Below are 24457 nucleotides of genomic sequence, written 5' to 3' on the forward strand. Positions count from 1 at the left end.
TGGGTTCGGCGATCCGACTCCCGCCGCCCGGACCGAAAACATCGGCAGCGCTGCCTTCGAGCTGGGCCTTCCACGATGTGATCTGATTGGGGTGAACGTCGAACTGCTCCGCCAGTTGCGCCAGCGTGCGGTCACCCTTGACGGCGGCAAGTGCCACCTTCGCCTTGAAAGCCGGAGTGTGGTTCCGCCGTGCTCGTCTGCTCATCGTCTCTCCTGATTCGCGGGTCAATCTTGCCCGCCGTCAGGCAGAAACTCCACTTATCGCGCTGTTCAGATTTGCGGGACCAGCTCAATCAGCGTAGCCGCGCCGGAATGCGGTTTGCGCCTCCGCGTCCGGCAGCTCATTGAACGCGCGGATTGCATCCTCAGGCCGACCTGGCTTGGCGCCGGTCAACTTCCCGAGATCCAAGGCCTCAATCCGGCGCTGCGCAGTTCGGTAGGCGTCCCGAGCTGCCGAATAGTTGCTTGACGATTTGGCTAGCGCCTCGTCCAAGGCATCGCGGATGGGGACGAGCTCGGCAACTAGCGCGCCTTGCTTGTTATCCGTCGCCTTCGAAATCATCATATCGATATTGGTCTTGGCGCGGAACGCGTGATTGACATTCGAGAGCGTGAGGTTCGGCGCCGCGAGATAGGAACGCGCTTCCTTCAAGGCGTTGCCGATCGGATCGCGTAGCGCCGCCTCGGATTGTTCGATGCCGGCCCGCGCTGCAAGGTCGGTCGGAACGGCGCCCTGGGCTCGAGCAAGGTTATCGGCCGCGGGCGAGATCGATCGGTTCGCAATCGCAACCGGGCCCGTCACGTCGATAGGCGAGGTCTCCCGCTTCACGGGCGCGTAATTGTGGCCGGCCTCAAAGTTGGCGTTCTCCACCATGCGGGCGCGGGTTTGCTCCGCCGTCTGTGGCGAGTCAAAAGCCTCTTGGAAAGCGCTGGAGAGTCGCCGGCCCTGATCGCCCTGTCGAGCCTCCAAAGTCCGGACCACCGCTGTACGGCCCTCTCCTGGCGCCCTGGCTACCGTTGAAAGCATCCGCTGGCCGGCATTGCCCATGGCGTCCGCGAGCGTATAGGCCCCCTGCCCCTCGTTCGCCGCTTGGACGGCATCGAGGCTGAGCTGATCCGGTGAAATCCTGCTTTCGTGGATTGCGCGGGCAACCTGGCCCTCAGCAAACCCCTTCGGATTGTATCGGGCCATGATGTTGGACACGACGGGCGAAAGAAGCCCCTTGACCGTGCCGAGCACGGCGGGAGCGGCGCCGCCCACAACCAGACCAGCTAGAGCGCTCTTCACTGCGTTCTCTGCTCGATCGCTCAACCCGTTGCCTTCCATGGCACCAGAGAAGCCGCCAAGAATGCCAGCGTCGGCCGCCGAAGCCGCAGAGCGGGCCAGCAAACCGGATTCAGGCCCAAGGAAGCGCATTGCAGTAGCGCCGGACTTCGCCAGCCCACCGCCCGCCACCGCGCCGCCCAAAGCCTCCGCAGCGCCGCCAACTACGCCCGTGTTCTTTTGCGCCTCGCCCGTAATCAGGTCTTCGCGCGCCTTGGCGTAGTTGTAGCCCTCGCGGGGATCGAACGTGCCGCGCTTGATCATTTCAAGCGGGGTCTGCATCGCAGCCAAAACGGTATTGTCGGCTCCGAGCGTCACGCCATGCGCAAGCCGACGCGTAAAGCCGGCATCTGAGGTTAGCGCATTGCCATAGGAGCCCCCGGCGTCCTGGTCGGGGAATATCGTCTTGCGCTCGTCAATCGCGGCCTGCTGGTATTTGTCCGGCCCCTTTTTGCTTCCGAAATTTTGGGACATGACGCGGTTGATCGTGTCGCCGTCCGTCCCATCTGGGAAATCGACGGTTGCGCCGTTCGGAGCCGTTACTGTGATGGTCATTTCGTGTTGCTCAGTCCCTTGTCAGGAGTCCAGACGTAGGCGCCGGGAGAAGGCGTTGCGGGCGAGGATGCCGCGGCGGAATGCGCGCCGCCGCCCTCCTTGTAGGCCTCTTGCCGCTGCCGCTGGATTGCGCGGTGCATGACCTGAGCCTCCATGCGGAGCTGATCCAGCGCCGCAGCGTAGGCCTCCGGCCCGTCCGCCGTGGACAGGATCTTGCGCGCATACTCGATATCGCTTTCGCGCAATGCACCTTGCGGGTTGATCGTGCGGGCGTAGTCCTTGGCTGCCGTGTCGGTCGCGATCAGGAAGCGCTTAAAGACGGGGTTCGAATGTTCCCGCTGCCCCATCTGGACGAGCTTGTTAACGGTCATCCAGTCCGATCGTGGCAAGGCTTCGGATGCGGCCTGAGCAAGCGGCAAGGATTCCTCCATCGCCTTTTCAGCAACGCCGAAATGCGTGCTCTTTGTGCCGAGCGTTCGGGCACCGGAAACAAGCTCAGCCTGCTTCGCGATGTTGCGCAGAATGGCGTCCGCATCCATTCCCTTGCTCTCGGCAATGTCGGCCGCCATCCTCTGGATTTTGAGAATATTGGCCGCGCCCTGAGCACCGCGACCGAGGCCGGTTAGTGCTTTCGTGTCGCCAGCCAAGACGCGTTCGGCAAGTAGGCCGGCCGTCTTGTCATCGATCGACGCCGCATCGCTGCCGTCCTGGTTCTTGTGGATGATAACGGGCTTGCCGTCAGGTCCAACCTGCCAAAGCTCGCCGCCCTTGCCGAGAACGTTGACCTTGTTCGGGTCCGCATCCTTGGTCGCGATCCACTTCTGATAGGACATGGCCGTTTCGCCCTCGGGAAGGTTCTTTTTGTAGTATTCGTATTCCTGGGCGCTGGTTGGCGTCTTGTCGGCCGGCTCATAGGCGCGAACCACCTTGCCGTCCTTGTAAATGTAGCCTTCGCCAAGCGGCGTTGGGGCGCGATCGGGCGTATAGGCGCGACGAATGTTGCCGGCGCTGTCCGCAACGTAGCCATCCCCAAGAGACTGAACCGTTTTCGGCCCGAACGTCTGCTTGACAAGCTCTTTCATCAGCTCGGGATTGACGGCTGCGGCTTGGGCCACTCGCGGGTCAACGCCGCGCTCAACTAGCGCCTGTTGCGTCATGTTGAGCGCCTGGTTGCCCCTCGTAACCGGGTCTGTGAAATTGCCCGTCAGGGCGCCAATGATGCTCCCGCCGTTCCCAAGGCTTTGCAGGCCGGCGTTGACGCGATCGAGGAAGCCACCGCCGCTGTTCTGCGGCATATAAGGCGGAGGTGCGGCCTGCGTGCTCTGAGGCATGTAAGGCGCGGGCTGCGGCGCGTAAGCCATGGCGTTGCGCGGAGCCCCAACCGGGCCTTGCGGCCAAGGCGCGGAGTCGAGCGCGTTGGGTTCGTTGGCTGGAACCACCTGAGGCTGGGGAGCCGCAGCATAGGCGTTCATCGGCGCCGAACCATATTGCGCCACGTCGCTAGGCAGCATGGGGCTGGTGGACTGTTGCCACGCGTTGTTTTTCAGGAAATCGAGCAAGCCGCCGACGTTGCCGTTTCCAAAGTTGATACCGTCCAAGAGACCAGCCATTTAGGCAACCTTCCTAACCGCCCGCTCGGTTGCGAGCTTGTAGTCAACGGCCTTGAACTCACCGATTTTGCCAACGGCCTCGGGCGCGTACTGCTCCACGTCCTGAGCCATGAGGCCGATCTGAAAGCCCGGCTGGCCCTTGTAGCGATAGCGATAAACCGGCGTGCCATCGTGCAGCGCGCCGACCTCCTCGATATCTTCCTTGGCGTTGCGGTCGGAAATGAATTTGATCATGTTGGCCGCTGTGCCAATGCCGCCCGCCGCGCCGCCGCCGCTGCCGCCGAACAGCTGCGATAGGCCGCCAGTGATGCCCATGAACTGCTGAACGCCGGACATCTGGTTGGTCTGCGTCGTCGTGCCGTTGCTCTGCGAGCCAAGGCCGGCAATCGGAATGCCGATCTGAGCGAGCAAGCCAAGGGCCTGCACCGGGATTCCGCGTCGCTGTGCCTCTGCGGCAAGGGTAGCGTTCGCGCCAGTATTCGCGGCGTCAGTCGCGGCGCCGGCCGCCGTGACGCCCTGCCCGCGGTTGGCAAGATCCTGCTGAGTAAGCCCGGTCTGGATGCCCGCAGTCGTGTTGCCAGCGTTGTAGAGGTCTTTCGCCGCGCCCTGCTGATTTTGGACGTTCTGATTATATTGCGCCATGATGGTAGGCGCGACGCCCTGCGCAATTCCGCGGCCAAGCGCCTGCTGATTGTAGCCCGAGAGATCGCGGCCAGCCGCGGCGAACTGCCCGTTTGTGGCGTTGGTGATATCCGAGGTTAGCGCGGCAATGGTATCGGAAAAGCCGGGCGTGGTCCTGGGGTCATAGTTCGTATTCGAGGCAAGCGGCTGGGTTGCCTTCAAATAAGCCTGATAGGCATCGTTGATGTTGCCGGACTGAGCCGTCGCACCGCCACCGCCAAGCAATGTCGTGGCGTAATTGTCCACTGCCGGCGCGTACTTGGCTGCCGCATTGTTGGCGTTCTGGACGATCGTGTTAAGAGCGCCGTTCTCTGCCGACGTGACGCCCGTATTGTTCAAGCCGCCCTGCAATTGCGTCAGGATATTCTTAAGCGCCGGCTGGGCCTCAAGCCAAGGCTGCGTCTGGCTCTGCGTCGTGCTGGTCTGCTTGCTCTCGCCACCCATGCTATACGTCTTTCTCCAGTATGACGAACTTTGCGCGATATGAGCGCAACACTCGTTCCCATCCGCGCCGACCAATGATCCGCGTTCGCAAGGCGCCTTCTGCTTTCGCGTAATTCTCGATATGCTCAATGAGTGGGAGCCATCGCTTCCGGTCGCGGCCTGAGCAAGCCGTGATTGTGCAAACGTCGCGCGCTAGGTGCGTCGTGGCCGCCGCCAGTATCGAGGAGCCATCCCAGGCCAGCCAAAGAAGTTGCTCGCCAGAGAGAACCTGATTTTCGATGCTGGCAAAGTCACTGAGCCCGGTTCGTTCGATCGCGGCTAGAATGAGCGGCCTGACATAGCGCCAAAAATCAAAAACCCGATCCGGATCAACGCAGATCAGCTCAACCGTGCAGGGCATACTTGAAGCTGCGATTTGCGGTCGCGCTGTTCGCGTGCGTGATCGTAAACGAGCCGTTCACTACGGCTGAAACGTACATTGTTCCGTTGCCAATCTCTGCCGCCGCATTCGCTGTTGTCGGGGTCAAGATCGGAACGCTACCGCTCGAGCAATTTGCGTCCGTTACGGTCGTGGTGGCCGCTCCGGTTGTGAGCGTCACGCTGCCGACCGAATTAGAGCGGCCAGACGCGAGCTGCTGTATCGAGAGAACGATTTTCTTTAGGTCGGTCTCTGTAATTCCGGGAACGGAGACGGTCATAGCGCGCCGCCCGCCGCAACGTCGGGGACGACACCGGCAAAGAAGGTCCATGACGTAGAGGCCGGAATGCGGACTTTATAGCGGGAATAGCGGGCGTCCCGCATCATATCGCAGCGCCCGGTTCTGGCGTTGACAAGCACCTCCGCCCCGTTAATCGACGCTGCCGATGGCGTGTCACGATAGGAGAGAGACCCGTAAAGCGTCGCCGCATCGGTCACGGGACGGAATCCCCGGATCGAAAGCCGGTTCTCGTCGGTGCCCTGCTCTGCACTCTCTATCGTTGCTTCCAGGGCGTTGCCGCGAAAGAACCCGAGGATATGCGAGTTCGAGAATTGCGCCAATTCAGGCTGAACGGCGGTCGCATAGGCATCGAGCGAGAGCGACATTGCATCAATCGATCCCGAAATGCTGTCGAGAGATTCCAGGGTTACGCCAGACTGCGACATGCCAATGAGATACTCTCCCGACGTTTCCACCGGAAAGAAGCGGTCTAGGAGGAAGTCATAGCCGAGAACCTTATCGTAAGCCGTACCGATCGCACCGGCTGACGACTTATAGGCCCAAAAAACGCGAGTTGAACGCGGGTCGGCAGCTCCGATGAAAAGCTGCAAGTTGCCCTTGTCGAGATCAGTCAAGAATGTCCGGTCAACCTTTTCGCGGCCGATCGGCTCAGGCACGCCGCCCGGCTCGATCTTATGAAAGCCCTGGCCGGCAAAGAAGAAGATCTTCTCGCCCGCCCGGATGATCGAGTAAGGCGCATACAAGCCCTTGTCCTGCGTGATGCGATCAATTTGGAAGATATAGGGCGCACCGGCAACGTAAGACATGCGCCGTATGGCCTGGTCCTGAAAGACCACGCCATATTCGCCCCCGGCCACGCCGCGAACAATTCCGCCATCAGGGAAGTCTTGATAGTCAGAACTGTTAACGCCGCTCGTCCACGTCGTGGTGGCGTTTAGGCCCGACCACTGGATACGGTAGGGATTCGAAAGCAAGCCGGACAAGACGAGGAAGCGGCCGACAACGCTAATGTAAGCCGCCTGAGGCGGAGAGCCGGCGCAATCATCAAATTGAGTCGAGGACGAAAGATCATAGACTTGCAGGACCGCGTTGGCCTGCGTCGCGAAGACGAGATTTCCGAACTGCGCATACTGCCACTGAGCCGTTGAGTTGAGCGACGAATAGGTGCCGGCGCCTTTCGACACATCAACCCAACTGTAATCGGTGTTGTTGAGACGATAAAGCTTGGTCGAAGTCGCGGCGAACGCCACAACCGAGCCGTCAGATTTGAGCGCATAGAAGGCTCCCCGGCAGGCCGCGCCGAGCGCTGACGTGTAGGGCGAGAAGTCGAGGAACGGGCCATAGCCATCCCCACGCGGAACAACGTTCAGTACGTTCCGGCTGGCCGTGCCAAGGTAGTCCGACACGTCGGGGCGGTATTCACCCGCAGAGAGCAAAGGCATTATTTAGCGGTCCATGTGTTTGACGCCGCCGGAGCAGACGTCCAGGCATCAGCCTCTTGAGGGGCATTGCTCCAACTGGACGACACCGTGCCGGTTACGCTCCAGGTCTCGGCTTGGATTGCCGCTCCGCTCCAACTGTCGCCATCAAAAGGGCGCTGAACCCAATTTACGAAGTCGCGCGTTAGCGTCGCGGCATTCACCGTGACGGCGTAGGCGGCTACGGTCGTTAGGAACACAATCGGAAATGCCACGCTGGAGCCCGTCACCGCATAGTCGGCTGGATTTCCCGCAAGCGCGATCTTAAGGGGGGCCGACAGGCCGGACAGTGCATAGCTGCTCACGCCAGCCGCAAAACTGGTAGAGAACAGCGCAGGGTTGCCCGTCTCGAGAAACGAGCCGACCGAACCGGCGAGCGACGGCTTGAAAACGGCCCCCGTGGCCGTCACCGCGTAGCTTGCACCGCTTGCAGCCTCAGACATACGGAACTGCGCGGCGTTGCCGGCCGCTGTGAAAGCGCCGGGATCGGCCGATTGAGTGTAGAACGTGAGTTCCCCGAGCCAGGCATTGCCGCCCGTTGTCCCGGACGAATATGAGATGCGCCAAAACCTGTGCGACCCGACAAAGAAATCACTGATCGCCGCCTGCGACACACCTGCCGGAACCACAATCGTGCTCGCAGTCGTAAAGCCAGCCGTCAGGCTGGTATCACTCCACTCGATGTTGAAGGTGGCAGCATTCGTGAATCCGTTTGCCGGCGCGCTGATCGCCCTGCATCGCATGATCGCCTTGGCGCTCCCGAAATCGTAGGCCGCCTTGGTGTTAATCGTCAGGCCTAATGGATCCGCCGCGGCCGTGGCATCGTTGCCATCGTACAAATTGGCTTCCGCCGCCCCCGTTGTGTATGTGAACGTCGTACTGACGGCGGACGGGGCTTGCGCCAAAAGGCTCATGTAATCGTCAAAATCCCGTTGGATTGGTCCAGGTCAACGGTGAACGTATTCCCGTTTGTCAGGGTGATGGCCGTGCCATAGTCCCACCAGCCGATCAGGGGCGTTCCGCTGGCCGATGAATTGTAAAGCACCGCATATTGGAAAGGCCCGATCGATCCGCCCGAGGCTGTCCAGGACGGGTCCGTGCCACCGACAAACTTGAATGTGCCCGAACTCTGCGAACCCGTGATGGTGCCCACCGAGGCGCCGCCCGCCGTGTAGCCATTGGCCGTCGATAGATCGGCTGGAGTGCCGTAAACCGTGTTCGTGGCGACGGGCGCCGTGTTGGTCAAATAGACCTTGTAAACGTGAGCGGTGCCGGTCTGCATTTGATGCTTCCCGCTCGCCACGTCGAGAACGAACACCTGAAACTTGTTGAACGTTGCCATTTAGACCACCTGTCCGGAAACCCGGACCGTCAGCGGGCCGGCGTTGAACTCAGAGGTAAGGGAAAGGCCGTTGAGGCTATCGATCGCGCTGGAGAAGCCCGCGCCCCAAACCTGTATGCGCTCGTCGGCCTTGATGTACGGCGCCGCCTCCAGGAGCGCACCGTAAAGGTAGGCATCTGGCGCAAGCGTCAGAAGCCAATTCGTGGTGTTGCTATCGGAGAGCGTGGGAATGTTCTTCCGATAGACCATTTCGACCGTATAGGCAGCGTCCGGCGTCGGGACCAACTCGATTTCATCACCCAGGATTGTGAAGTAAGCGGGCTGGCTGGACGCGTTCGCGATGCTGGCGCGGTATTCGTCCATCTGCGTCCCTGAGCGATACTCCAGGCACGGCTTGCCTTCCACGCTGGAGAGCCGAATGCGCCGCATGGTTTGGAAGTCCGTCGGGAGCGATATAAATTCGGGCTCTGAGCTGCCGGTATCGATAAGCGCCGTTGCACGGTTCTCCATCTGCCGGCAGAACAGAAGCCGATTGAACTTCGCCTCCACAAGCTGAATGAAGCTCGGGACGCGACTAACCAGCGTTGCGTCCTGTTCGCGCGCCAGATACTCAACAGCCGCCGCCTGGAGCGTCGTGTAATCGGTGATTGTTGCCATCAGGTTTGCCCCCAGCCAAGACGGGAGCCCTTCGCGTCGGTTCTCAGGAAGGCCCAATCGGGATCTTGAAGCTTCCTCTCAATGATCCGATCGAACTCGTCCGAATAGAGCCTCAGCCCGACGTTGCCGCGGTCCAGCTCCTCATGAAGCCACCGCTCCATGATAACGTTGGGGATTCGCGCGACGTGCTTTCCCCAATCGCTGGTGTAGGAGTTGGCGCGTTGGCGCTTATTGAGCTCGAGGATCGGTTCAACGTCCTGGACGCGGACGAACGTGAAATTTCGCTCGCTCGCGTCCAGGTATAGCCTGGTTTCGACGGTCACTAGTCGGCCTCGGTCACGTTGAGGACGCCGCCCGCCGACACCTGAACCGCCGAAATGTTCTCGCCTGGAGAGACAATCACATATTCGGGGACCAGCGCCGGCAGGTAAGTGTCCGTCGTGGTTGCGGTCGGGTTCTTACCGACACGGATTCGTGCGTCGGTAGTGACCATGATGCGCACGCGCGACACTCCCGCGGCGACTGTAGCGGCGGGGCTAGCCGCGGTCGTAGTATAGGTCGCGTCCTGAGACGTGCCCCACCGAGCGACATTGCCATGGGTTTTCGTCATGAAAGAACCTCTAGCCGAGGCGGATGACGGCATAGCAATGAACGTTGCCGCCGCCAGTGCCGGAGCCCGTGAAGGCGAACTTGATCACGTCGTTTTCGTTCACGGTGTTTGCACCGGTAATCGTGGCGTTGGCATTGGGATCGTAAACCGACGCGTAGTCGTGGTCCCCGATCGCGGAGCCCGATTGCGTGATCACGAAAGAACCGCCAGTCACGGCAGTGCCCGCAATCGAGACCGTGCAGGTGGCGTCCGCGGTCGCAACCGTCGAACCGAGCATGGTTCCAACGGCAACCACCTTGCCTTTGAAGGGCGCGCGGATAACGCCGGCAACACCGGTTGCAACGCTGGCCGCAGTGCTGGTGACGGCCTCGTCAGTCAGAGGATGGGCAAAAGGAAGGGCCATTCATAGTCTCCAAAAAGAAAGGGCGGCTCCGAAGAACCGCCCGAGTTAGGTTGATGACGATGAATGCTTACGAGCTTGTCAGATCGAAGATGCCGCCCGAGGACTTCTCGTTGCGGGCTTCAATCGTGTACTCGCAGAGGACCGTCGCGGCTTCCGAGTCGCCAGTCTTCGCCAGCGGATAGGACAGGAAGTTACGGCCGGGGAGCGGCGCGTAAGCCCACATATCCGACTGGAGAACCAGCACGTCACGGGTACGCATGAAGAGGTCCGGGACGGCCTTGAGCTTGCCGAAATCGGACTCGTACACGTCCACCGCCGCCGTGATCTTCTTTCCGGCCTGGTCCTCCATCGGAGTGCCGCGGCCAGTGAAGAGGGAAAATGCCTGCTTCTGGAAGCTGCCCATAAACAGGTTGGTAGGCTTGCCGCCGTTGTCATAGCATTTCTTGAGAACATTCTTCAGAAGGTTCTCAGTGAACGCGCGCTGGTTGGCGGTAGCCGCGTCAACGCGAACACCCGTGCCGTCCGCCGCGGTCGGATCGGCGCCTGTGCCCCCGCCCTTGTCCGTGTTGGTCTTGATCCAGGACAGCATGTCCGCGAGCTTGCGGGCGGTAGTGGTCGCACCCGAAACCTTGGCCTGGTTCGCACCGGTAATGGTGGCCTCGATATCGCGGCGGAGCTCCATGCCCTTGAGCATCTTCTGATAGTCCATCTCGTCGTCGCGGCCGGCGTGCTTGACCGCCTGCTGCGTGCCGGTCACGCGCGGGGTCTTGCGTGAAATCTGGCAGATATTGCCGAGGCGGACGCTCGGGGTTGCGGCGTCGGCCGCGTAGTTGTCGTCACCCTCGAGCTGGGCGTTCGAGGTGGAGGCCGCGGCAAGCGCCTGGGTCTGCCATTCGTGGTTGACCGCCGTTGCCTTGGTCTTCTCCATCGCGGTGAAAACCGGCGTTTCGGTCGGATCGATGCGATAGATTCGGTTGGACAGATCCTCACGGTTGCCAATGGCCGCGAAGGTGGAGAAGGCAGAGGTTGCCATAGTCATAGTCTTAGTTCCTTTCGAGAGCTGTTAGCGCCGGGAGGCCGCTTTGCGCTCCAATTGATGGATTTGCGCGCTGATCGCGATTGCCTGGTTGCCGGTCGCATTTGCGAGTTGACGTTCAAGGGCTTGGATTTGCTGTGCTACGCCTGTATTCGCAGGGCGCGCAGCGCCGGGCCGCTGGACTTGCGGGACGGGCTTTCGCACGACGGCGGCCTTTGCCTTCTGGATATCGGCAAGCTTCAAATCGCTATGGATGAGGCGTTGCAGCCGATGGTCGTAGATCGAGATTGACGCCCGACCTTCTGCCAACTGCTGTAGTTCATCCGGCTTGAAGCCGATTTCCTGGAGACGTTCGGCAGCCCTCTTAACCAGTGCAGGGCCTTTCTCAGGGTCGCGAAGCTCAGGGATAGTCTCGGCAGCTAGTTCGTTTTCCTTCTGGACGTGCTCGGTCCATTTGGAGCTGAACTCCTTTTCCTGACTGTCCTTGACCTCTGCCGCCTGCTTCGAAACCAACGCCAATTCTTTTTGGTGAAGGTCCCAAGCTTGGTATCGGAGAGGATCGCTTGCCTGCATCGCCTTCACGTCATCCCAGGTTTTGATATCCGGGAACTCCCGACGCTGCTCCCTTTCGAGAGCTTGAAGGTGATCTTGTACGCTGGCCTCGTACTGTTGCTTTGCCTGTTCCGCAGCCTGGAGACGTTCCGCTAGGGCCTTCTCCTTGGTTGCGACCTCATTTTGACTCCGGCGAAATTCCGCTTCCCGCGAGGAGGTGACGCGCGCGATCGACTCTTGCGCTTCACGGGGCCACGCCTTGAAAGCTTCCTTTTCGTCCTTCGTCCAAGACCTCGGCGGCTCGATGGGGGGCAGCTCTTCTGCCGGTTCGATCGCTTCGGGCTCCTCTTCTCCGCTGGGGTCCTCCTCAGGAGGGGCAGCGTCATCGGCCTCAACGGCCAATTCCTTCGCGTCTGCGGTCGCAGGCTCCGCGCTATCGGCTGCGGGGCTTGCGCTCTCGGCAGGTGCTGTCAATTTTTGCCGGTCTGCACTCAGAGAGCGAACGGCATCTTCAAAACTCATGGACTCGGGAGCGTCGGCAGCGAGGGGAATAGACACGGGTTCGCTGCCAGCGGGCGAGCTGGTTTCGTCAGACATAAACTATCCTCGTGTTGGCGCGAGCTCTGCCGCGGTCGAGAGCCTGTAGACTTTCGAAACTCCATCCGACGCCAAGCGCTCAAACGTCGAATGTGTAAAACCTTCGCGGTCCATGTAGCGCTTTAGCGCCAGAGGATCGCTGCCGGGGCACTCCAAAAACAGAATGGAGAAGCCCGGTTTTCCTGTCGTCATCAGAAGATGCCGAACCGCTTCTTTCGCTCGGCAACTCTGATCATCTCTTCGACTTCGGCCTTAGCGAGCTCGCCATGCGCGGCGATTGTGCCCAAGTGCTCTTTGACCTTGCCGATTACGTTGATAGCAACGAAAAGCTTTTCGCGTGCGGCCACGTCGTCAAAATTGGTTGACCGCCAAGCCGCAACGTAGGCCTCTTCCAGCTTAGCAAAGCACTCGCTCAGCAACTCGTCCTTAAGCAGGCTTTCCGCATGTGAGCCGCGCGAAGCGGCGCTATGCAACTCGTCTTCGTTCATTCTCGGTCATCCATTTCAGGCCTTCCCGCACCGTGTTGATGCTGGGCCGCCAATCGTCCTGCTTTTTCTGCCGGATCACTTGCGCGGAATCGTACCAAACCGTTTTGCGGCTCCGCCTATTCCATCGCCAATCGCTGGCGTTCGTGGTCAGGATGAAAACGGACTTGCCGAGAGCGCCGGCAAGATGCGCAACAGCCGTATCGACCGAGACAACCGCGTCCAGCGCCTGGACGAGCTTTGCCGTTTCGCGCCAGTTGTGGGCCATGGGCTCGAGATTTGCCACGAACCCGTCCAGCCCGAGGTTCGTAACCTCAAGGCTCGGGGCGCCGGCCTGGAGCGAGTAGAACGCCACGTCCGGCATATCGAACAGCGGGCAAAACTCAGAGAAAGCCATTGAGCGGTGAACGTCCTGCCCGTAGGCGGGATTACCGCGCCACACCAAGCCAACGTTGAGCTTGCCCCTCAGCGGGATCTTGGCCGCTTCCGCCTTGAAATACGGCCTGCCGTGAACCGCGGGATAATCAAGACCGCAGCGCCAAGGCAGAGACATGCTGCCAATAACATAGTCACAATCAAACGGGCCGGAGAGAGGAACGATTCCATCCACGGCGATATTGTCCGCGACAAGATCAAGCAGGTTAGGAACAGGCCCACAAATGTAAATGGATGCCGCACCTAGCGCCCTCAGCTTCGGAATGAACCGGCAGAACTGAATGAAATCGCCGCTACCTTCCTCATGATAGACAACGATTGACTTGCCGTTCAAGTCCTCGCCCTGCCAATGGCGCACGCCATCGGGCAATTTCTGCTGAACGACGAGCTGGCCGCCGTTTCGCTTGAACTTCCGTTCGGCGCACTCCCGCCGTATCTCATAGGCCTTGAGGCCATCATACAGCCTGCCGGAAGCCAACAGCGCCAGCGCCCGATCCTTGAGGTATTCCGGGTTCGGATCGATATCATAGGCCTTCTGGTAGTAGTCCGCGGCCTTTTCGTTCTCGTCCAATGCCCGATAGGCGACGCCGCAATGATGCAGAACCTTCGGCAGCCAATCCGCGTCTGCCATCTTGAGGCATCGCAGATACAAATCCTTAGCCTTGCCGAACTCCCCGGCGCGATGCAGCGCAGAGCCGTAGTTGAAAACCGGGCTAAGCTCGGTCGGCGCGATCTCGTAAGCCCGGCGCGCGATCGGCAGATAGTGCCGGCCGTTCTCCAGCGCTTCCGAAATGTTGGAGAACTGCTCAACCAGGGCAACCGGATCGTTTGGGTTGCGAACCAGCTTCGCGGCATGGGCGCGGTAACGATCGACGTTCACGCGTCCACGTCCTTTTCGTCCAGCGCGCGGAACGCCGCAATGATCTCGGCATCAGTCGCATCGCCGGGAACGCGAACCTCACGCCCGGCCGACTTGAAAACCTGAACGCGTCCGCCGTCCTCATAGTCCATAGTCAAGCCGGGCAAGCCGGCCATGGTAAGCTCGAAAATGCTCACGCGGCCTCTTTGACGGTCTGAATGTGTTGCAACGTTCCATCCGTCTCATGGATGGCAAGGGTATTCATCCGGTCCGCAAACACCCGGTAGCCCTCACTGCGGAGCGCTGCGCTGATCGCGTCACCGTCTGACTTGATCGTCTCGATAAAGAGAATGGGCCGACAACGCGCGATCGTCTCGCGTGCCCCGTCAAGCGCCTCAGCTTCCATGCCTTCCAGATCTAATTTGAGAAGGTCCAAGCGTTCCAGCCCGAGGCCGTCAATCATGATCTGCCGAACCGTTGTGGTTGGCTTCCCGTAATCGATCGGCTGCCCAATGTATTCAGTGCCGGCCCTGGCTTTCAGCTCGAAACTGCCGAAGCTCCCTTGCTGGGTATAGTCAGGCTCAGGAAAGGACAATTCGCCCGGTACGTCCGCGAGCGCTGCCCACAAGGCCCGTGCGTTGTGGCAATTCTGGAGGGTGATGTTTCCCGCCAGCGCGTAGAAAACCCGTTCCTGGGCCTCCACAGCCAACACGGAACCCCAACCACGCATGAACCGCGCCCACTCGACAGTATGCACGCCAATGTTGGCGCCGCCGTCCAGAGCCATCACGCCGTCACCGAAATACTTGTGGCGCCACCTGAGGAGATTTTTCAGGTTCGCCACGTCCAACGGATCGTAACACCCGTTTTCCATGATCTGCGCACCGACGCCGTAAAAGTCGCCAGTGTGCGTATGATTGTAGTCCATCCGATTGACGAGCATTGGCCCGTGGTCGGAGGAGACAAGGCAAAAGGCTATCATTTGGCCTCGAATTGGACGCAACCGAAGCTCGGCAGCGTTTCGACATTGTGCCCGGAAGTAGCGTCGTCATATCCCCGGGCGTTTAGTTCGGGATTGTCACAGTCTCCCCACTCGTCCGGGACGTGACGATCCTTATGGCTCCGCCAGTGCTTGCAGTCTTCGCAGCGCCCCGCGTTCACTTGGCCCCCCTCGCGCGGTCTCTGGCGGATGCAACGCGCGCCATGGTCTTGCGCGCCTTGGCATTCAGGGCAGACGGGCTAGGCGACTTCCGGGCGGCCCTCGGAGCGATCTCCGCGCCCTTCATGAACTCGTAAAACTTGGATGCAACCTCAAGGGCGCCATTGCTCTTGCCACTTTCGGACGGCTTCACCGAACAGGTTGCCAGCCGCAAGCACTCCAGACGCAATTCGCTATCGGTCAGTTTCATTCGCCACCATTGTTTTGCGGCTGCTCTTGCTGAGTCTGCCGCGCCTCATGGTCCATCGCCCTGCCAAGCATATCGATCGCCGCGCGCTCGGAATCGTGTTGGTGCCGGCGTTCGTCGTGCTCCATCTGCACGCCCTGGAGGACCATTTTCCAGGCGTGCGACTTCTCGTCCAGACCGTATTGCAGCAACGCTAGCTGCGCATCGAGCCGCGCTTTCATCTGCGCAATAGCCATCTCTGATTCAGCCTTGCGGTTCTGCACCGCAATGTCAGCCTCCGCCTGAATGCGCTCAATCTGCATCCTGCCTTGCATCTGCTGAATTTCGAGCTGGGCCTTTGCGGTCGCCTCGATCACCTTCGGGTCCTGCGGCGGAGGTGGAGGCGGGTTCACGAGCTGGCCGTCCGGCCCTTTCTCGTCCGGGTCCTTGAAGAACCGATCAGGGTTCTTGTGGCCCATGATCTTGGTCAGCTCGGCAGCCGTGTTGTAGAGCTCGCGGTCGCCAACAAGGTTGATCTTCCCGCCGGCAATCATTTCCTTCTGAACGTTGGCAATCGCCATCGTCTGGGCGAATTGCTGTGCCTTGCTGCCGGTCCCGAGGCCGACGTTGATTGTCATGTCGTCGCGCGTTTTCCAGTTGCGCGGATTGACCTCAATCCATTTGTTGCGAAGCCGAACCGTCTGCACTTGCTGGCCGTGCTTGCGGATCGTGCCATGCAGAAGCGAGAAGATATCCCGCACGCCTTCCGCCATGATGCGCGCAATCAGCTTCACGCGCATTTGTGAGGCGCTAAAAACCTGGGCAACGGCGGTCGCGGACTGATTCTGCAACGCGTTGGCATCGATGCCCTGAGACTGTTTGGAAAGGCCCGTCCGGGTCTCCAGCTCGGCATCCAAATACTGCAGCATCGGGAAAACGGAGCCGGATACGTCCGGGGTCGTCTGCCAATTCAGGGCGCCTACCGATTTGGTGCGGACCACGCCACCGGGGCGCGAAACCAAAAGGTCATTGATCGTGCTCGGGCCGGCCTTGTCCTCGCCAACCTCAACCCGCGGGTTGTTGTGGAGGTAAAGGTTATCGAGCGCGCCACGCTTCATCGCGGTCTTTTCGCGCTGGAGCGGCATCACTAGGTCAGCGATCGACCGGCCAACAAAGCGATGCGGGATCGGAACCGGCGTCGTCGCGGCAAACGGGATCGTGTCAAACGGCTCAATGCATTCTTTGCCGTCCTTGCGGAGGATCTCGCCCTGATCGCCTCCGGTCATCACCTGATAGAGGCACGGCCGGCCGGTCCCCTCAAGGTCTACGCGGATATAGTGCTCAGTGAGTTTGACCAGGCGAGAGGCGCTGTTGAGCCCATTACCGGCCCCGCTGTGCTCCTCGACCGTATCGCGCTCCATGGTCTCGATATCGGTCCGGCCGGTATAGGGAGAGAGCGCCTTGATTTGATCTTCGTCATAGCCCTCTGCGATCAACTGCGATTCGGTCTTGGTGACGATCTCATGGAAGCAATAGTTACAGTCCTTGATGCCGCGGGCGTCGCGTTCGATGCCAAATTCCTCGGGCGGCACCCCTAAGACCTTCGCCTGGGCAAGCTTCCGCGTTGTGACGATCGTTACGTCATGTACCATAAGCGCGTCAGCCGGCGCGGGCAGCCCACCGGCGGCCGGAAACTGTTCCGCCGGAGAACCGTTTTCCATCGTCGCCATGTCAGCCATCAGTAAATCGCTTCCCCGTCGGCTGGGGCCTCGTCCTGGCGCTCCGGCTCTTTCGTCATCTCGACAGAGACCGAGCCGTCAGGGGTTCGCATGGTATGCGCGACAATCTCCATAGCGCCGTTGGAGTTGGCAACGTCCTGGGCGAGTAGAGCGAACTGCTCTTCGCTCATGTCGTAATAGGTTTCTCGGGTCTCCTGCTCCCGTTCATCCCACCACACCTTGACCACGCCCGTTTTTTGCAACAGCGCGTCCTTGATGAACGAGTACAGGATCATGAAGCCTGAGTTTTGCTGCATGAAAACGTGATTGACGTAATCCGTTTCCTGCTGAGCTGCTTCCTCGTCCTCGGGGCCAATGGCTTCAAACCGGACCACTTCGTCAGAGCCGGCGAAAATATCCATAAGCTGGGGCATAAGGCCCTCAACCACGTCCGCAACGTCGGTCGAAACGGTCTTGGACCGACCCGGCTGAGACGGCATGTCCTTTTCCATGTCGCCGAGATAATAGGCCATGGCGTCAGCACGTTCGGACGCGAGGGAGGACGCATTCAGGCCGGCAAGCGCGTTCGCCTTCTCAGCGCTCAACATGGTTTGGAGCGTTCCAAGGTCCATGCGCTTCGGCTGTTCGCCCTTCTCTTCCTTCATTCCCTCGTCATCGCTCATATGAAATCAGAATCTCCGTAGTCGAGCGGAGCGTAAAAACGTTCCTGCTCTTCCGTGATCTTGAGTGCTTCGCGCCGAACCTGCTTGCCTAGCGCGCCTGCAATGGCTGTCGGGTCGTCTCCGGGCCTGAGCTTGTGGCGAAAGCGCTCCGGATCAACCGGCGTTCCGTCGCCGCGCGTCATAACGAGCTCGTCACCGTTGAGAACGTAATAGGCCGTCGTCACCTGGCCCGGGTCGTTGTTGCTCGGACGGCGCAAATGCACCGCAACTTGCTTGACGTTCATTTCTCCAGCCAATCAAAATCGGCGCTGGTCAAAGTCCATTCGTTGCGGCTCGAGCCGTAACCCGTCGTCAGCCCATCAATGCGGGCGATATAGATCTCCGAGCCCTTCAAGCGTCGCACGACTTCACCGTCACGGCCGGCCACCGCTGGCACGTAATAGTCATCCCGAACCTTCAAGCGATGCTCAGACATAGCCAAGGTCCGGATAGTCGATCTTGGCGTTAAAGCCCGCGGTCCGCTCGGGATCTTCATAGGCGATCGCCATAAGGCCCAGGCTGTCCGCCGCGTGCGAGGACCAATCATGGTCCGGCCCTAGCCCAATGTTGCGCGCCTCGTCCTTCTTTTCGTGATAGAAGCCCAGCGCCTCACGGCCCGGTTCCGTCGTGGCTTCGTTGAACCACAACTGAGGCCCGAGGCGTCGCAAGGCCTCGACGCGCATCATAGCAGCGCCACGGCCCTGGTTCTTGATCGGCGGTTCAACCTTGAACCCGGCTTCACGCAAATGATCTTCATAGCGCTTGCCGGTAACGTTGTTCGTCGCCACGCCATCATGCGGCAGGTACAGGATTGCATCCTGATAGCCGTTCTTGCGCAGCCAATTCACATGAAACGCGAGCACCTGCCCGCGGCTCTCGTAATAGTCCAAAACCCTAATCTGCTGCCCCGCCCACTGGACAATCCAGATCGTGAAGGCGTCGGCTGATGCTCCAGCGCCGCCGATGTCGATAAACGCGCGAAGCGGCAACAGCGGGTCCGCGGCGACTACGCCAATGCGTCCCTTGGCCTTCGCGTCCGCCAGCAAGCCGGCGTAATAGGCGCCCTCGTAAATGGTCGCGTACTCCCCGCCCCAAATGTGCCCGTAGCGCTCCGGATAGTTCGCCAAATCGTGTTGGCGTTCCTTCTCCAGCACGTCCGGAAACCACGGGTTATCCTGCCAATTGGCAGTGACCACCTCCGCGTCATCCGGCTTATGGGCAACTAGAAAATCATCAATCGCGTCTTGCCGGCGCCGGGGATTCCAGCTCGCCCAAATCTCCGAACGCTCGCGGCGGATCGTTGGTCGCAGGAGCGATAGGCTCCGGACCTTCAACGTTTGCGCTTCCTCGATCCAGGCGCGGCCGAAGCCCTCCAGAGACTTGATGCTCTCAGCCGAGTAGTCCTGCATCCCCTTGAAGATGATCAGGCCATCTTTCGGCGTCTCGATAACGTCGCGATAGACCTTGAAGCCGTCAGCCTCGCCCAAGCGATACTGCGCTAGCTTGTCCTCAATCAGGAGCTTGGCGCTGTCCTTAAGGTCTTTCAGCACTTCGCGGATACAAACGCTCCGCAGCCCTTCTCCGAAGTCTCCCGGCTCTCTTACGCTGTCCTCGACCAGGAGGCCGGCAAAGAAATGCGACTTCCCCGAGCCACGCCCGCCCTTCGCTCCCTTGTAGCGGGCAGGCTTAAGCAACGGCTCGAAGACTTCGGCCGTTGGAATATGCAGCGCCGGCATTTAGCCTTGCGGTTCTGCGTCACGAACCGGAGCGCGGACGATCTCGCGAACAATCTTCTCCAGCCTGATCGGGTTGTCGTCTTCGTCACCGCCGACGATCGCTTGCGCGGGCTTGCCTTCGATCCGGTCCGCTACCTGCTGGATTGCCCAGCTCTCGCCATTCATAGCCTCAGAGACAAGCCTATCGGCAATGACGCGTAGTTTGGTCGTCTTCTGGCCGTTGCTTTCCACTTCGTCATTGAGCGCTAGGCGCAATGCTTCAGTGAATTTCTTCTCTTTCGGACGGCCACCGGGGTTCGCCCGGTTTCCTGGCTGGAAAACCATGGTTCTGCACAACTATCGGTTTGATGTCACACTGTTTTGCGGGTTCGGCTTAGGCTCTCGCCTTGACCGAGGGCATTAGTGCAGATCAACCGGCTAGCCGGCCTTCTCCGCTCCTCTAATACTATTGGGCATCGGGCCCACGCTTGATTCGCCTGCTTTGCCTTGGCTTCCGATGCTTCGCGCGACGCCTTTCGGCAGCCTTCGCCTCCAGCTCCGCGACCAAGAAATCCGGCATCTCATTGATCTCCGGCCACATCGATTTGGGCGTTACCCAAATGGAGGCCAGCGCCCCCACGTCAACGGTCGCCGCGTGGATCTCGCCACGATGATCGAACCAGACGCATTCCGCGCTGTAGCCGTCGATTGAGCACACCTTCACCATGCGCCCGCTTATCTTCGCCATGTCCCCAGCCCGAAACATGGACTAGCCGATATGGCTGTAATCGTCGGAACTCAGACGATCCACATAGGTCAGGCTACTGTCGTCATAGACCGGCGCGTCAAGCGAGCTGAACTTGCCCGAGGAAAACACGCCCCCGCGAAAATGCTCACTGATGAACCAACTGGCATTGTCGCCAATCTCGTCAATCTCGAGCTCACGCGCCAGAACCGCCGCAACAATGTCCGACTTGATGTCGTCACGATCTTCCCGCGCGTAGTGCCTGGGGACGAACTTGTCCGCCATGCGGTAGGCGTCCTGCTGTAAAAGCAGAAATCCAAGCTGCCCGTCAGGCCGCGCAAGAGCGACCTTCTGTCGCCTGGCTGTCAGAGCCCTCAACTCGCGCTTGAGGCGGAAGCGCTCGCGGGTCTTGCCGTTCAGACGTGCCTTAAATTCCTTGTCGCCTCGAGCTCGCTTGTAAATGGCATTCAAACTGGGCCAGACACCCGGCTTGCACTCCTCAAGGTACGCGCTCCACCCGTGCGCCCCGATCTTGGAGATAGCCGCCTCGTAAACCTCGTTACTGTAGCGGTACGAAAGACCCTCCGTCTTGGGACGCTTGCTATAGAGCTCCCTTGCGAACTCCGGATCACGGGCCGCGCGCCTCAAGATAGCCTGAGCGCTCGGCAAGGCCCCAACAGCCTGCCGATGATCTGCATACTCAGTCAGGCTCATGGTCGAAAGGAAGCGGATCGCCTCCGCGTAAACCTCTTCTTCAAATATACGGGGGCGCCCGCCCCGGCCCACAAAGCCCTTTCCGGATAGAATGCTTTGCAGTTGTTGGCGGCGGCGACGCATCACGGAATGAAACGTCGGCAGTCCCGGCCAATAGAGCTTCTGCGCCTCCCCCAGGCTCTCGGCCGTTTCGTCAGCCTCGAGTCTGGCGAGATATTCCGAATACGCCTCGTCGCTGTATCTCAGCCCCCGGCCGAACTTCTCGACCGTGGCGAATGTCACGGATTTTGTGCCGCTAGCGCGCTTGCCTTCGCCAGTCCGCAAACCGGCAGCAACCATTGCGGCACATCGGCGTTCCGTCGCCGCAGCGAGCAGCTCACGAACGCGCCGATCCGTCCGCCCACGCTTCCAGACGACGATATAATTTGGCAGATCAGGCGGGCTTAGGCTCTTGAGCGAACCGTGAAGCGTGGTCTCAAAGAACTTAATTGCAGCGTCCCAATCCGCATCTTTCCACTTGCGGGGGCGCCCGATCGGGGGACACTTCCTTGCGGTCATGCGCTCCCCCGGTAGGTCAAAACGAAAAAGCCCCGGGCGAGAGGCCCAGGGCGTAATTCGGCATTGGATGTGATTTGCAGGGTTATATTCGGGTAGCGACTGCACCGCAAGTCCTTTTTGTACCAAACCGCATTTAATGCTGCGACAAGTTGACTCAGGGCAAGCTGTCCGAACCTTGGACAGCATCAAGATGTCCGAGCCTCGGACAACTTCATTCGTGCGCGCCTGGATGGTCGCGAACGTCTCCGCTCCCGGCCTTGAGCTTGTCCGTGCGCCCACCTAGACATGAGTTGATCATGGGCGAAGGTGATCACACCGGGATGCTGCCTTTCTGTTGCAGAGCGCACAGCCTGAGCGACTTGCGCGGCCGGCAGATTGAGCCATCCGCCTGCGACTAGATGGCCCTCCAAATCGTCCCTGACGCTCTCGGCAACCATCATCGCCATACCGCGATCAGGCAGCCAAACTACCTCCTCGATGACGAGCTGAGCGGGAGAGGTCCGCCGCAACCGCTTCACGGCGCCCAGGAGATCCGTGGCGTAGTTCAAACGGCACGGGTTGCCCACCGTTGTGGTGGCAATGAAAACGCACGCGTAGCCTTGGCTTCTCAGCGCAGAACCCATCGCGGATCTGTAGCTCTCAAGATCAACCGGCATGGGCGAGCATCCTTTCGCTGATCTTCTCCTGGCCGTTGCGCAGCCGCTTCCCGTTCTTCATGAATCCGACGCCGCCAATCCACACCCGGGCATGCAGGACTCCGGAGCCATCCGACTCCATCGGGCGTTCAACCATGAAGTTGGGCGGATGCGCGCGGCCTGGACGCTCGTTCATTTCCGGAATACCGACCGCAAGTGCCGGCCCGCCGAACTCGGCAAGAATGGCGGCAATGAGCCGGTCAATCCGGTTGTGAACCGACCGCTCCGAACAGCGCTCAAATTGCGCTATCTTCCAAATCGGCATTTCGCGCGCCCAGGAAGTCAGGAGGCGGATGCACTCCCGCCCCTTGGTCCGCGCCAACCAGCTCAGCCAAGCGGCTACAGTGTCGGCTTGCGCGATCTCGCGGGCGCTGGGGACAAAGCGAACCCGCGTCTGCGAATAGCCGTAAGCCTCCTCTGCCTGGTCAATCGCCTGAGCCCAAAGCGAGGCCATGGCGCTTGCCGGCCTCAGAAAACGCCGCTCGGGATCTAGCATGGCGTCCATAACAACGATTGATCTTTTGACGGCGGCTTTCAGTGATGCGTGAAGCCTGTTGCTCAAGTCTTGGTCCTCTCTGCTGTCAATGAGCAAATCAATGAGACGACTAACCTTTTGGGTGCCGCACTCGGACGGGTTGGTGACAAGTTTGACAATCGATGTCGCCGCGGCATGATACCGATGCCCGACACAGACGGTCGGCTGTGATGTATCTTTAAGCCGCAAGGGAGGCTTCCGTGAGGAAGGGAGAGTGGCCGGGAATAGCGACGGCCGTTGGTTGCTTATTGCTCCTCGCTCTAGCCATTGTAGGCTCCAAAGACTCCTTTCATCTCAAAGACTGGCAAACAACGATTGCTGCGATAGTCGCTTTCTGTGGCGCGGTGATCGCCTATCAAGGCGTGATGGCGAGGATAGACTATGATCGGAGCGTCGTTAGCGACGCTGACCTGCGCCGCAAATTTGGGATTGCTACTCGCCTGCAGTTCGCCATGCACGTGATTGGGATGGAAGTCGCGCTCAATCTCTCGCAGCTTCGGAGCCAACCACCACACTTCAATCTGACGAGATTGGAGGCGTTGTTCACAAGGGAGCTCGAGGAGACGTGGGAGAACCTTGAGCACCTGCCTTCCAGCATCGTTTACAACGTCGGACAGGCTCGAGCAGCGTTTTACGACATTCAGCTTTTTTCGATTATCGATCCAAAAGACCCCGCTTGGCTCCCTGACACGGATGGCGGCGCTCCAAAAATAATCTCGAAAATCATCCGGGCGCATGAGCATCTTGCTGAACTTTCGAAGGTTCTGCACAAACAACTTTCTTCCTATGGAGCGGGCCTGAGCTCCGAGGGACGGAACGTGAAACTGTTCGACCGGTGAGAGTTCTGACTTCATCACACTCCATCCTTTTTTCCTTGCCGATAAGCGCCGTAGCGCCGCTCCATGAAGCGTTTAAGGATCTCTCGCACGTCCCAAGACAGGGCCGGGTCATCGATCTGGAGCGCGATCATTCCGTAATTTCTCCAGAAGAAACGCTTTTGCTCCTCGGCAAGCGGGGTCCGCTCTCCCCGCTTCGGCGGTCTTGTGTACGCGTTCATTCTGCGGCTGCCGGTCCCTGGAGCGGCGGCGCGGCCACCCACACCGTTGCATTCATGCCCGAGGCGTTGCGGGTTCGAGTTTCTGTGCGGCGAATGTCTCCTGCCCTGTGGAGCTCGGACACGCGCGGGCGCACGGATAAGATGGACGCCCCCAGCTTGTCCGCTACAGCGTCCGCAGAGAGGCCGGCAGGCTCGGACGTGATGGCATCCAGCACGCGAGCCCTGAGCGTCTTGGCGTGCCCCGCAATGGCCTGAGCGGCCTCCTGAGACGTGCCGGCCGATTTGTATCCCGGGCTGTCCGGATAATCGCGGGCCTCCATTAGCGGAGCCCTCCCGTTGCCTCGCCCGAGTCGGGTTCGTCGCGATTGAGTGGCGCCCTGGCGATCTCCTGCAATCGCTCAATCACGGTCGGCAAGTGCTTGTGGTCAATCGTCATGAACGGGTCGGACTCCTCGTCCCAATTCCGTTCCTGCCGAATTACCGCCTGGCCCCAGCGGTTGACGTAGACCGCCGTTGTGCGCTGTTCCGCCAAAAGCACGTCCTCATTGTTGATCGACCAATCGAAACGGTCGTCATGGTGCATCGGGTGATGCACGACGATAGCGGTTCGGATCTCAGCGCCATGGTTCTGCATCGTCTCGGTCTTGATTTCCTTGGCAGTTTCAGAAGTCGCTTGGGTGCTCATGTGGTCCTTTGTGGCTGTGGCTCATTCAACTCAGAAAGCAACTCACGCAATCTCGGTCGGCACCCCTGCCACGCCTCATTGTCTCCACCCGTTCTCCACCTGCGATTTAAGCCACCCTGTCGGCTTTCTTCCCTCCACCCC

Annotated in this window: 31 protein-coding genes; 1 reads left to right on the forward strand and 30 read right to left on the reverse strand. The window is 60.1% G+C overall.

Annotation, left to right across the window (positions count from 1 at the left end; all coding sequences use genetic code 11):
- The 28 genes from E4K64_RS25360 to E4K64_RS25495 all read right to left on the reverse strand — a co-directional run.
- On the reverse strand, positions 1-205 hold a 205-nt coding region (locus E4K64_RS25360; RefSeq protein WP_135165941.1), incomplete at its 3' end, for a transposase.
- Between the two features lie 84 nt (positions 206-289).
- Positions 290-1879 (reverse strand): hypothetical protein, encoded by a 1590-nt coding sequence (locus E4K64_RS25365; protein WP_135165942.1) that lies wholly within the window; start codon positions 1877-1879, stop codon positions 290-292.
- Positions 1876-3489, reverse strand: a complete 1614-nt coding sequence (locus E4K64_RS25370) for a hypothetical protein (protein WP_135165943.1) — start codon at positions 3487-3489, stop codon at positions 1876-1878. Before E4K64_RS25370 ends, E4K64_RS25365 begins: the two co-directional genes overlap by 4 nt.
- The gene (locus E4K64_RS25375; protein ID WP_135165944.1) at positions 3490-4614 is read right to left on the reverse strand and encodes a tail fiber domain-containing protein; all 1125 of its coding nucleotides are present in this window, start codon (positions 4612-4614) and stop codon (positions 3490-3492) included. It lies immediately after the preceding gene.
- A gap of 1 nt (position 4615) precedes the next feature.
- Positions 4616-5014 (reverse strand): hypothetical protein, encoded by a 399-nt coding sequence (locus tag E4K64_RS25380; RefSeq protein WP_135165945.1) that lies wholly within the window; start codon positions 5012-5014, stop codon positions 4616-4618.
- Positions 4998-5312, reverse strand: coding sequence for a hypothetical protein (locus E4K64_RS25385; protein WP_135165946.1), 315 nt, complete (start codon positions 5310-5312; stop codon positions 4998-5000). The genes E4K64_RS25380 and E4K64_RS25385 overlap by 17 nt, the downstream gene beginning before the upstream one ends.
- A complete protein-coding gene (locus E4K64_RS25390) occupies positions 5309-6775 on the reverse strand; it encodes a hypothetical protein (protein ID WP_135165947.1) in 1467 nt (488 codons plus the stop codon). The genes E4K64_RS25385 and E4K64_RS25390 overlap by 4 nt, the downstream gene beginning before the upstream one ends.
- On the reverse strand, positions 6775-7725 hold the full coding sequence (locus E4K64_RS25395) for a hypothetical protein (protein WP_135165948.1): 951 nt from the start codon (positions 7723-7725) through the stop codon (positions 6775-6777). The genes E4K64_RS25390 and E4K64_RS25395 overlap by 1 nt, the downstream gene beginning before the upstream one ends.
- Positions 7722-8153: a hypothetical protein gene (locus E4K64_RS25400; protein ID WP_135165949.1), complete on the reverse strand. Its 432-nt coding sequence runs from the start codon at positions 8151-8153 to the stop codon at positions 7722-7724. Before E4K64_RS25400 ends, E4K64_RS25395 begins: the two co-directional genes overlap by 4 nt.
- Positions 8154-8810 carry a phage adaptor protein gene (locus E4K64_RS25405; protein ID WP_135165950.1) on the reverse strand — a complete coding sequence of 219 codons (657 nt, stop codon included), beginning with the start codon at positions 8808-8810 and terminating at the stop codon, positions 8154-8156.
- Positions 8810-9133, reverse strand: coding sequence for a hypothetical protein (locus tag E4K64_RS25410; RefSeq protein WP_135165951.1), 324 nt, complete (start codon positions 9131-9133; stop codon positions 8810-8812). Before E4K64_RS25410 ends, E4K64_RS25405 begins: the two co-directional genes overlap by 1 nt.
- A complete protein-coding gene (locus E4K64_RS40555; RefSeq protein WP_167772253.1) occupies positions 9133-9312 on the reverse strand; it encodes a hypothetical protein in 180 nt (59 codons plus the stop codon). Before E4K64_RS40555 ends, E4K64_RS25410 begins: the two co-directional genes overlap by 1 nt.
- A 118-nt stretch (positions 9313-9430) precedes the next feature.
- A complete protein-coding gene (locus E4K64_RS25420) occupies positions 9431-9823 on the reverse strand; it encodes a hypothetical protein (RefSeq protein ID WP_135165953.1) in 393 nt (130 codons plus the stop codon).
- Positions 9824-9890: 67 nt separating this feature from the next.
- Positions 9891-10862: a DUF5309 domain-containing protein gene (locus E4K64_RS25425; protein ID WP_135165954.1), complete on the reverse strand. Its 972-nt coding sequence runs from the start codon at positions 10860-10862 to the stop codon at positions 9891-9893.
- Positions 10863-10886: 24 nt separating this feature from the next.
- Positions 10887-12008 carry a hypothetical protein gene (locus E4K64_RS25430; protein WP_135165955.1) on the reverse strand — a complete coding sequence of 374 codons (1122 nt, stop codon included), beginning with the start codon at positions 12006-12008 and terminating at the stop codon, positions 10887-10889.
- Positions 12009-12199: 191 nt separating this feature from the next.
- Positions 12200-12496, reverse strand: a complete 297-nt coding sequence (locus tag E4K64_RS25435) for a hypothetical protein (protein ID WP_135165956.1) — start codon at positions 12494-12496, stop codon at positions 12200-12202.
- Complete coding sequence (locus E4K64_RS25440) at positions 12474-13808, reverse strand: tetratricopeptide repeat protein (RefSeq protein ID WP_135165957.1); 1335 nt, start codon at positions 13806-13808, stop codon at positions 12474-12476. Before E4K64_RS25440 ends, E4K64_RS25435 begins: the two co-directional genes overlap by 23 nt.
- Positions 13805-13984, reverse strand: a complete 180-nt coding sequence (locus tag E4K64_RS25445) for a hypothetical protein (RefSeq protein WP_135165958.1) — start codon at positions 13982-13984, stop codon at positions 13805-13807. The genes E4K64_RS25440 and E4K64_RS25445 overlap by 4 nt, the downstream gene beginning before the upstream one ends.
- On the reverse strand, positions 13981-14715 hold the full coding sequence (locus E4K64_RS25450; protein WP_235884780.1) for an FkbM family methyltransferase: 735 nt from the start codon (positions 14713-14715) through the stop codon (positions 13981-13983). Before E4K64_RS25450 ends, E4K64_RS25445 begins: the two co-directional genes overlap by 4 nt.
- 477 nt (positions 14716-15192) lie before the next feature.
- Complete coding sequence (locus E4K64_RS25455) at positions 15193-16911, reverse strand: portal protein (RefSeq protein ID WP_235884781.1); 1719 nt, start codon at positions 16909-16911, stop codon at positions 15193-15195.
- Positions 16911-17573, reverse strand: coding sequence for a portal protein (locus tag E4K64_RS25460; protein ID WP_235884782.1), 663 nt, complete (start codon positions 17571-17573; stop codon positions 16911-16913). Before E4K64_RS25460 ends, E4K64_RS25455 begins: the two co-directional genes overlap by 1 nt.
- Positions 17570-17857, reverse strand: coding sequence for a hypothetical protein (locus E4K64_RS25465; RefSeq protein ID WP_135165960.1), 288 nt, complete (start codon positions 17855-17857; stop codon positions 17570-17572). The genes E4K64_RS25460 and E4K64_RS25465 overlap by 4 nt, the downstream gene beginning before the upstream one ends.
- Entirely contained in the window at positions 17854-18048 is a 195-nt protein-coding gene (locus E4K64_RS25470) for a hypothetical protein (protein ID WP_135165961.1), read from the reverse strand. The genes E4K64_RS25465 and E4K64_RS25470 overlap by 4 nt, the downstream gene beginning before the upstream one ends.
- Positions 18041-19348, reverse strand: coding sequence for a PBSX family phage terminase large subunit (locus tag E4K64_RS25475; protein ID WP_135165962.1), 1308 nt, complete (start codon positions 19346-19348; stop codon positions 18041-18043). The genes E4K64_RS25470 and E4K64_RS25475 overlap by 8 nt, the downstream gene beginning before the upstream one ends.
- Positions 19349-19672, reverse strand: a complete 324-nt coding sequence (locus tag E4K64_RS25480; protein ID WP_135165963.1) for a DUF5681 domain-containing protein — start codon at positions 19670-19672, stop codon at positions 19349-19351.
- Positions 19673-19793: 121 nt separating this feature from the next.
- Positions 19794-20075, reverse strand: a complete 282-nt coding sequence (locus E4K64_RS25485) for a hypothetical protein (RefSeq protein ID WP_135165964.1) — start codon at positions 20073-20075, stop codon at positions 19794-19796.
- 21 nt (positions 20076-20096) lie between these two features.
- Positions 20097-21344 carry a hypothetical protein gene (locus tag E4K64_RS25490; protein WP_135165965.1) on the reverse strand — a complete coding sequence of 416 codons (1248 nt, stop codon included), beginning with the start codon at positions 21342-21344 and terminating at the stop codon, positions 20097-20099.
- A gap of 645 nt (positions 21345-21989) precedes the next feature.
- Positions 21990-22601 (reverse strand): DUF6362 family protein, encoded by a 612-nt coding sequence (locus E4K64_RS25495; RefSeq protein WP_135165966.1) that lies wholly within the window; start codon positions 22599-22601, stop codon positions 21990-21992.
- Between the two features lie 173 nt (positions 22602-22774).
- Here E4K64_RS25495 and E4K64_RS25500 point away from each other — a divergent pair, with 173 nt between their 5' ends.
- Entirely contained in the window at positions 22775-23413 is a 639-nt protein-coding gene (locus E4K64_RS25500; protein ID WP_135165967.1) for a hypothetical protein, read from the forward strand.
- A 14-nt stretch (positions 23414-23427) separates the two neighbouring features.
- Here E4K64_RS25500 and E4K64_RS25505 read toward each other — a convergent pair whose 3' ends face one another.
- Both E4K64_RS25505 and E4K64_RS25510 read right to left on the reverse strand, forming a co-directional pair.
- Entirely contained in the window at positions 23428-23631 is a 204-nt protein-coding gene (locus tag E4K64_RS25505) for a hypothetical protein (RefSeq protein ID WP_135165968.1), read from the reverse strand.
- A gap of 319 nt (positions 23632-23950) precedes the next feature.
- Positions 23951-24316 (reverse strand): hypothetical protein, encoded by a 366-nt coding sequence (locus E4K64_RS25510; protein WP_135165969.1) that lies wholly within the window; start codon positions 24314-24316, stop codon positions 23951-23953.
- Positions 24317-24457: the final 141 nt, after the last annotated feature.

Source organism: Bradyrhizobium frederickii, assembly GCF_004570865.1.
Taxonomy (GTDB): domain Bacteria; phylum Pseudomonadota; class Alphaproteobacteria; order Rhizobiales; family Xanthobacteraceae; genus Bradyrhizobium; species Bradyrhizobium frederickii.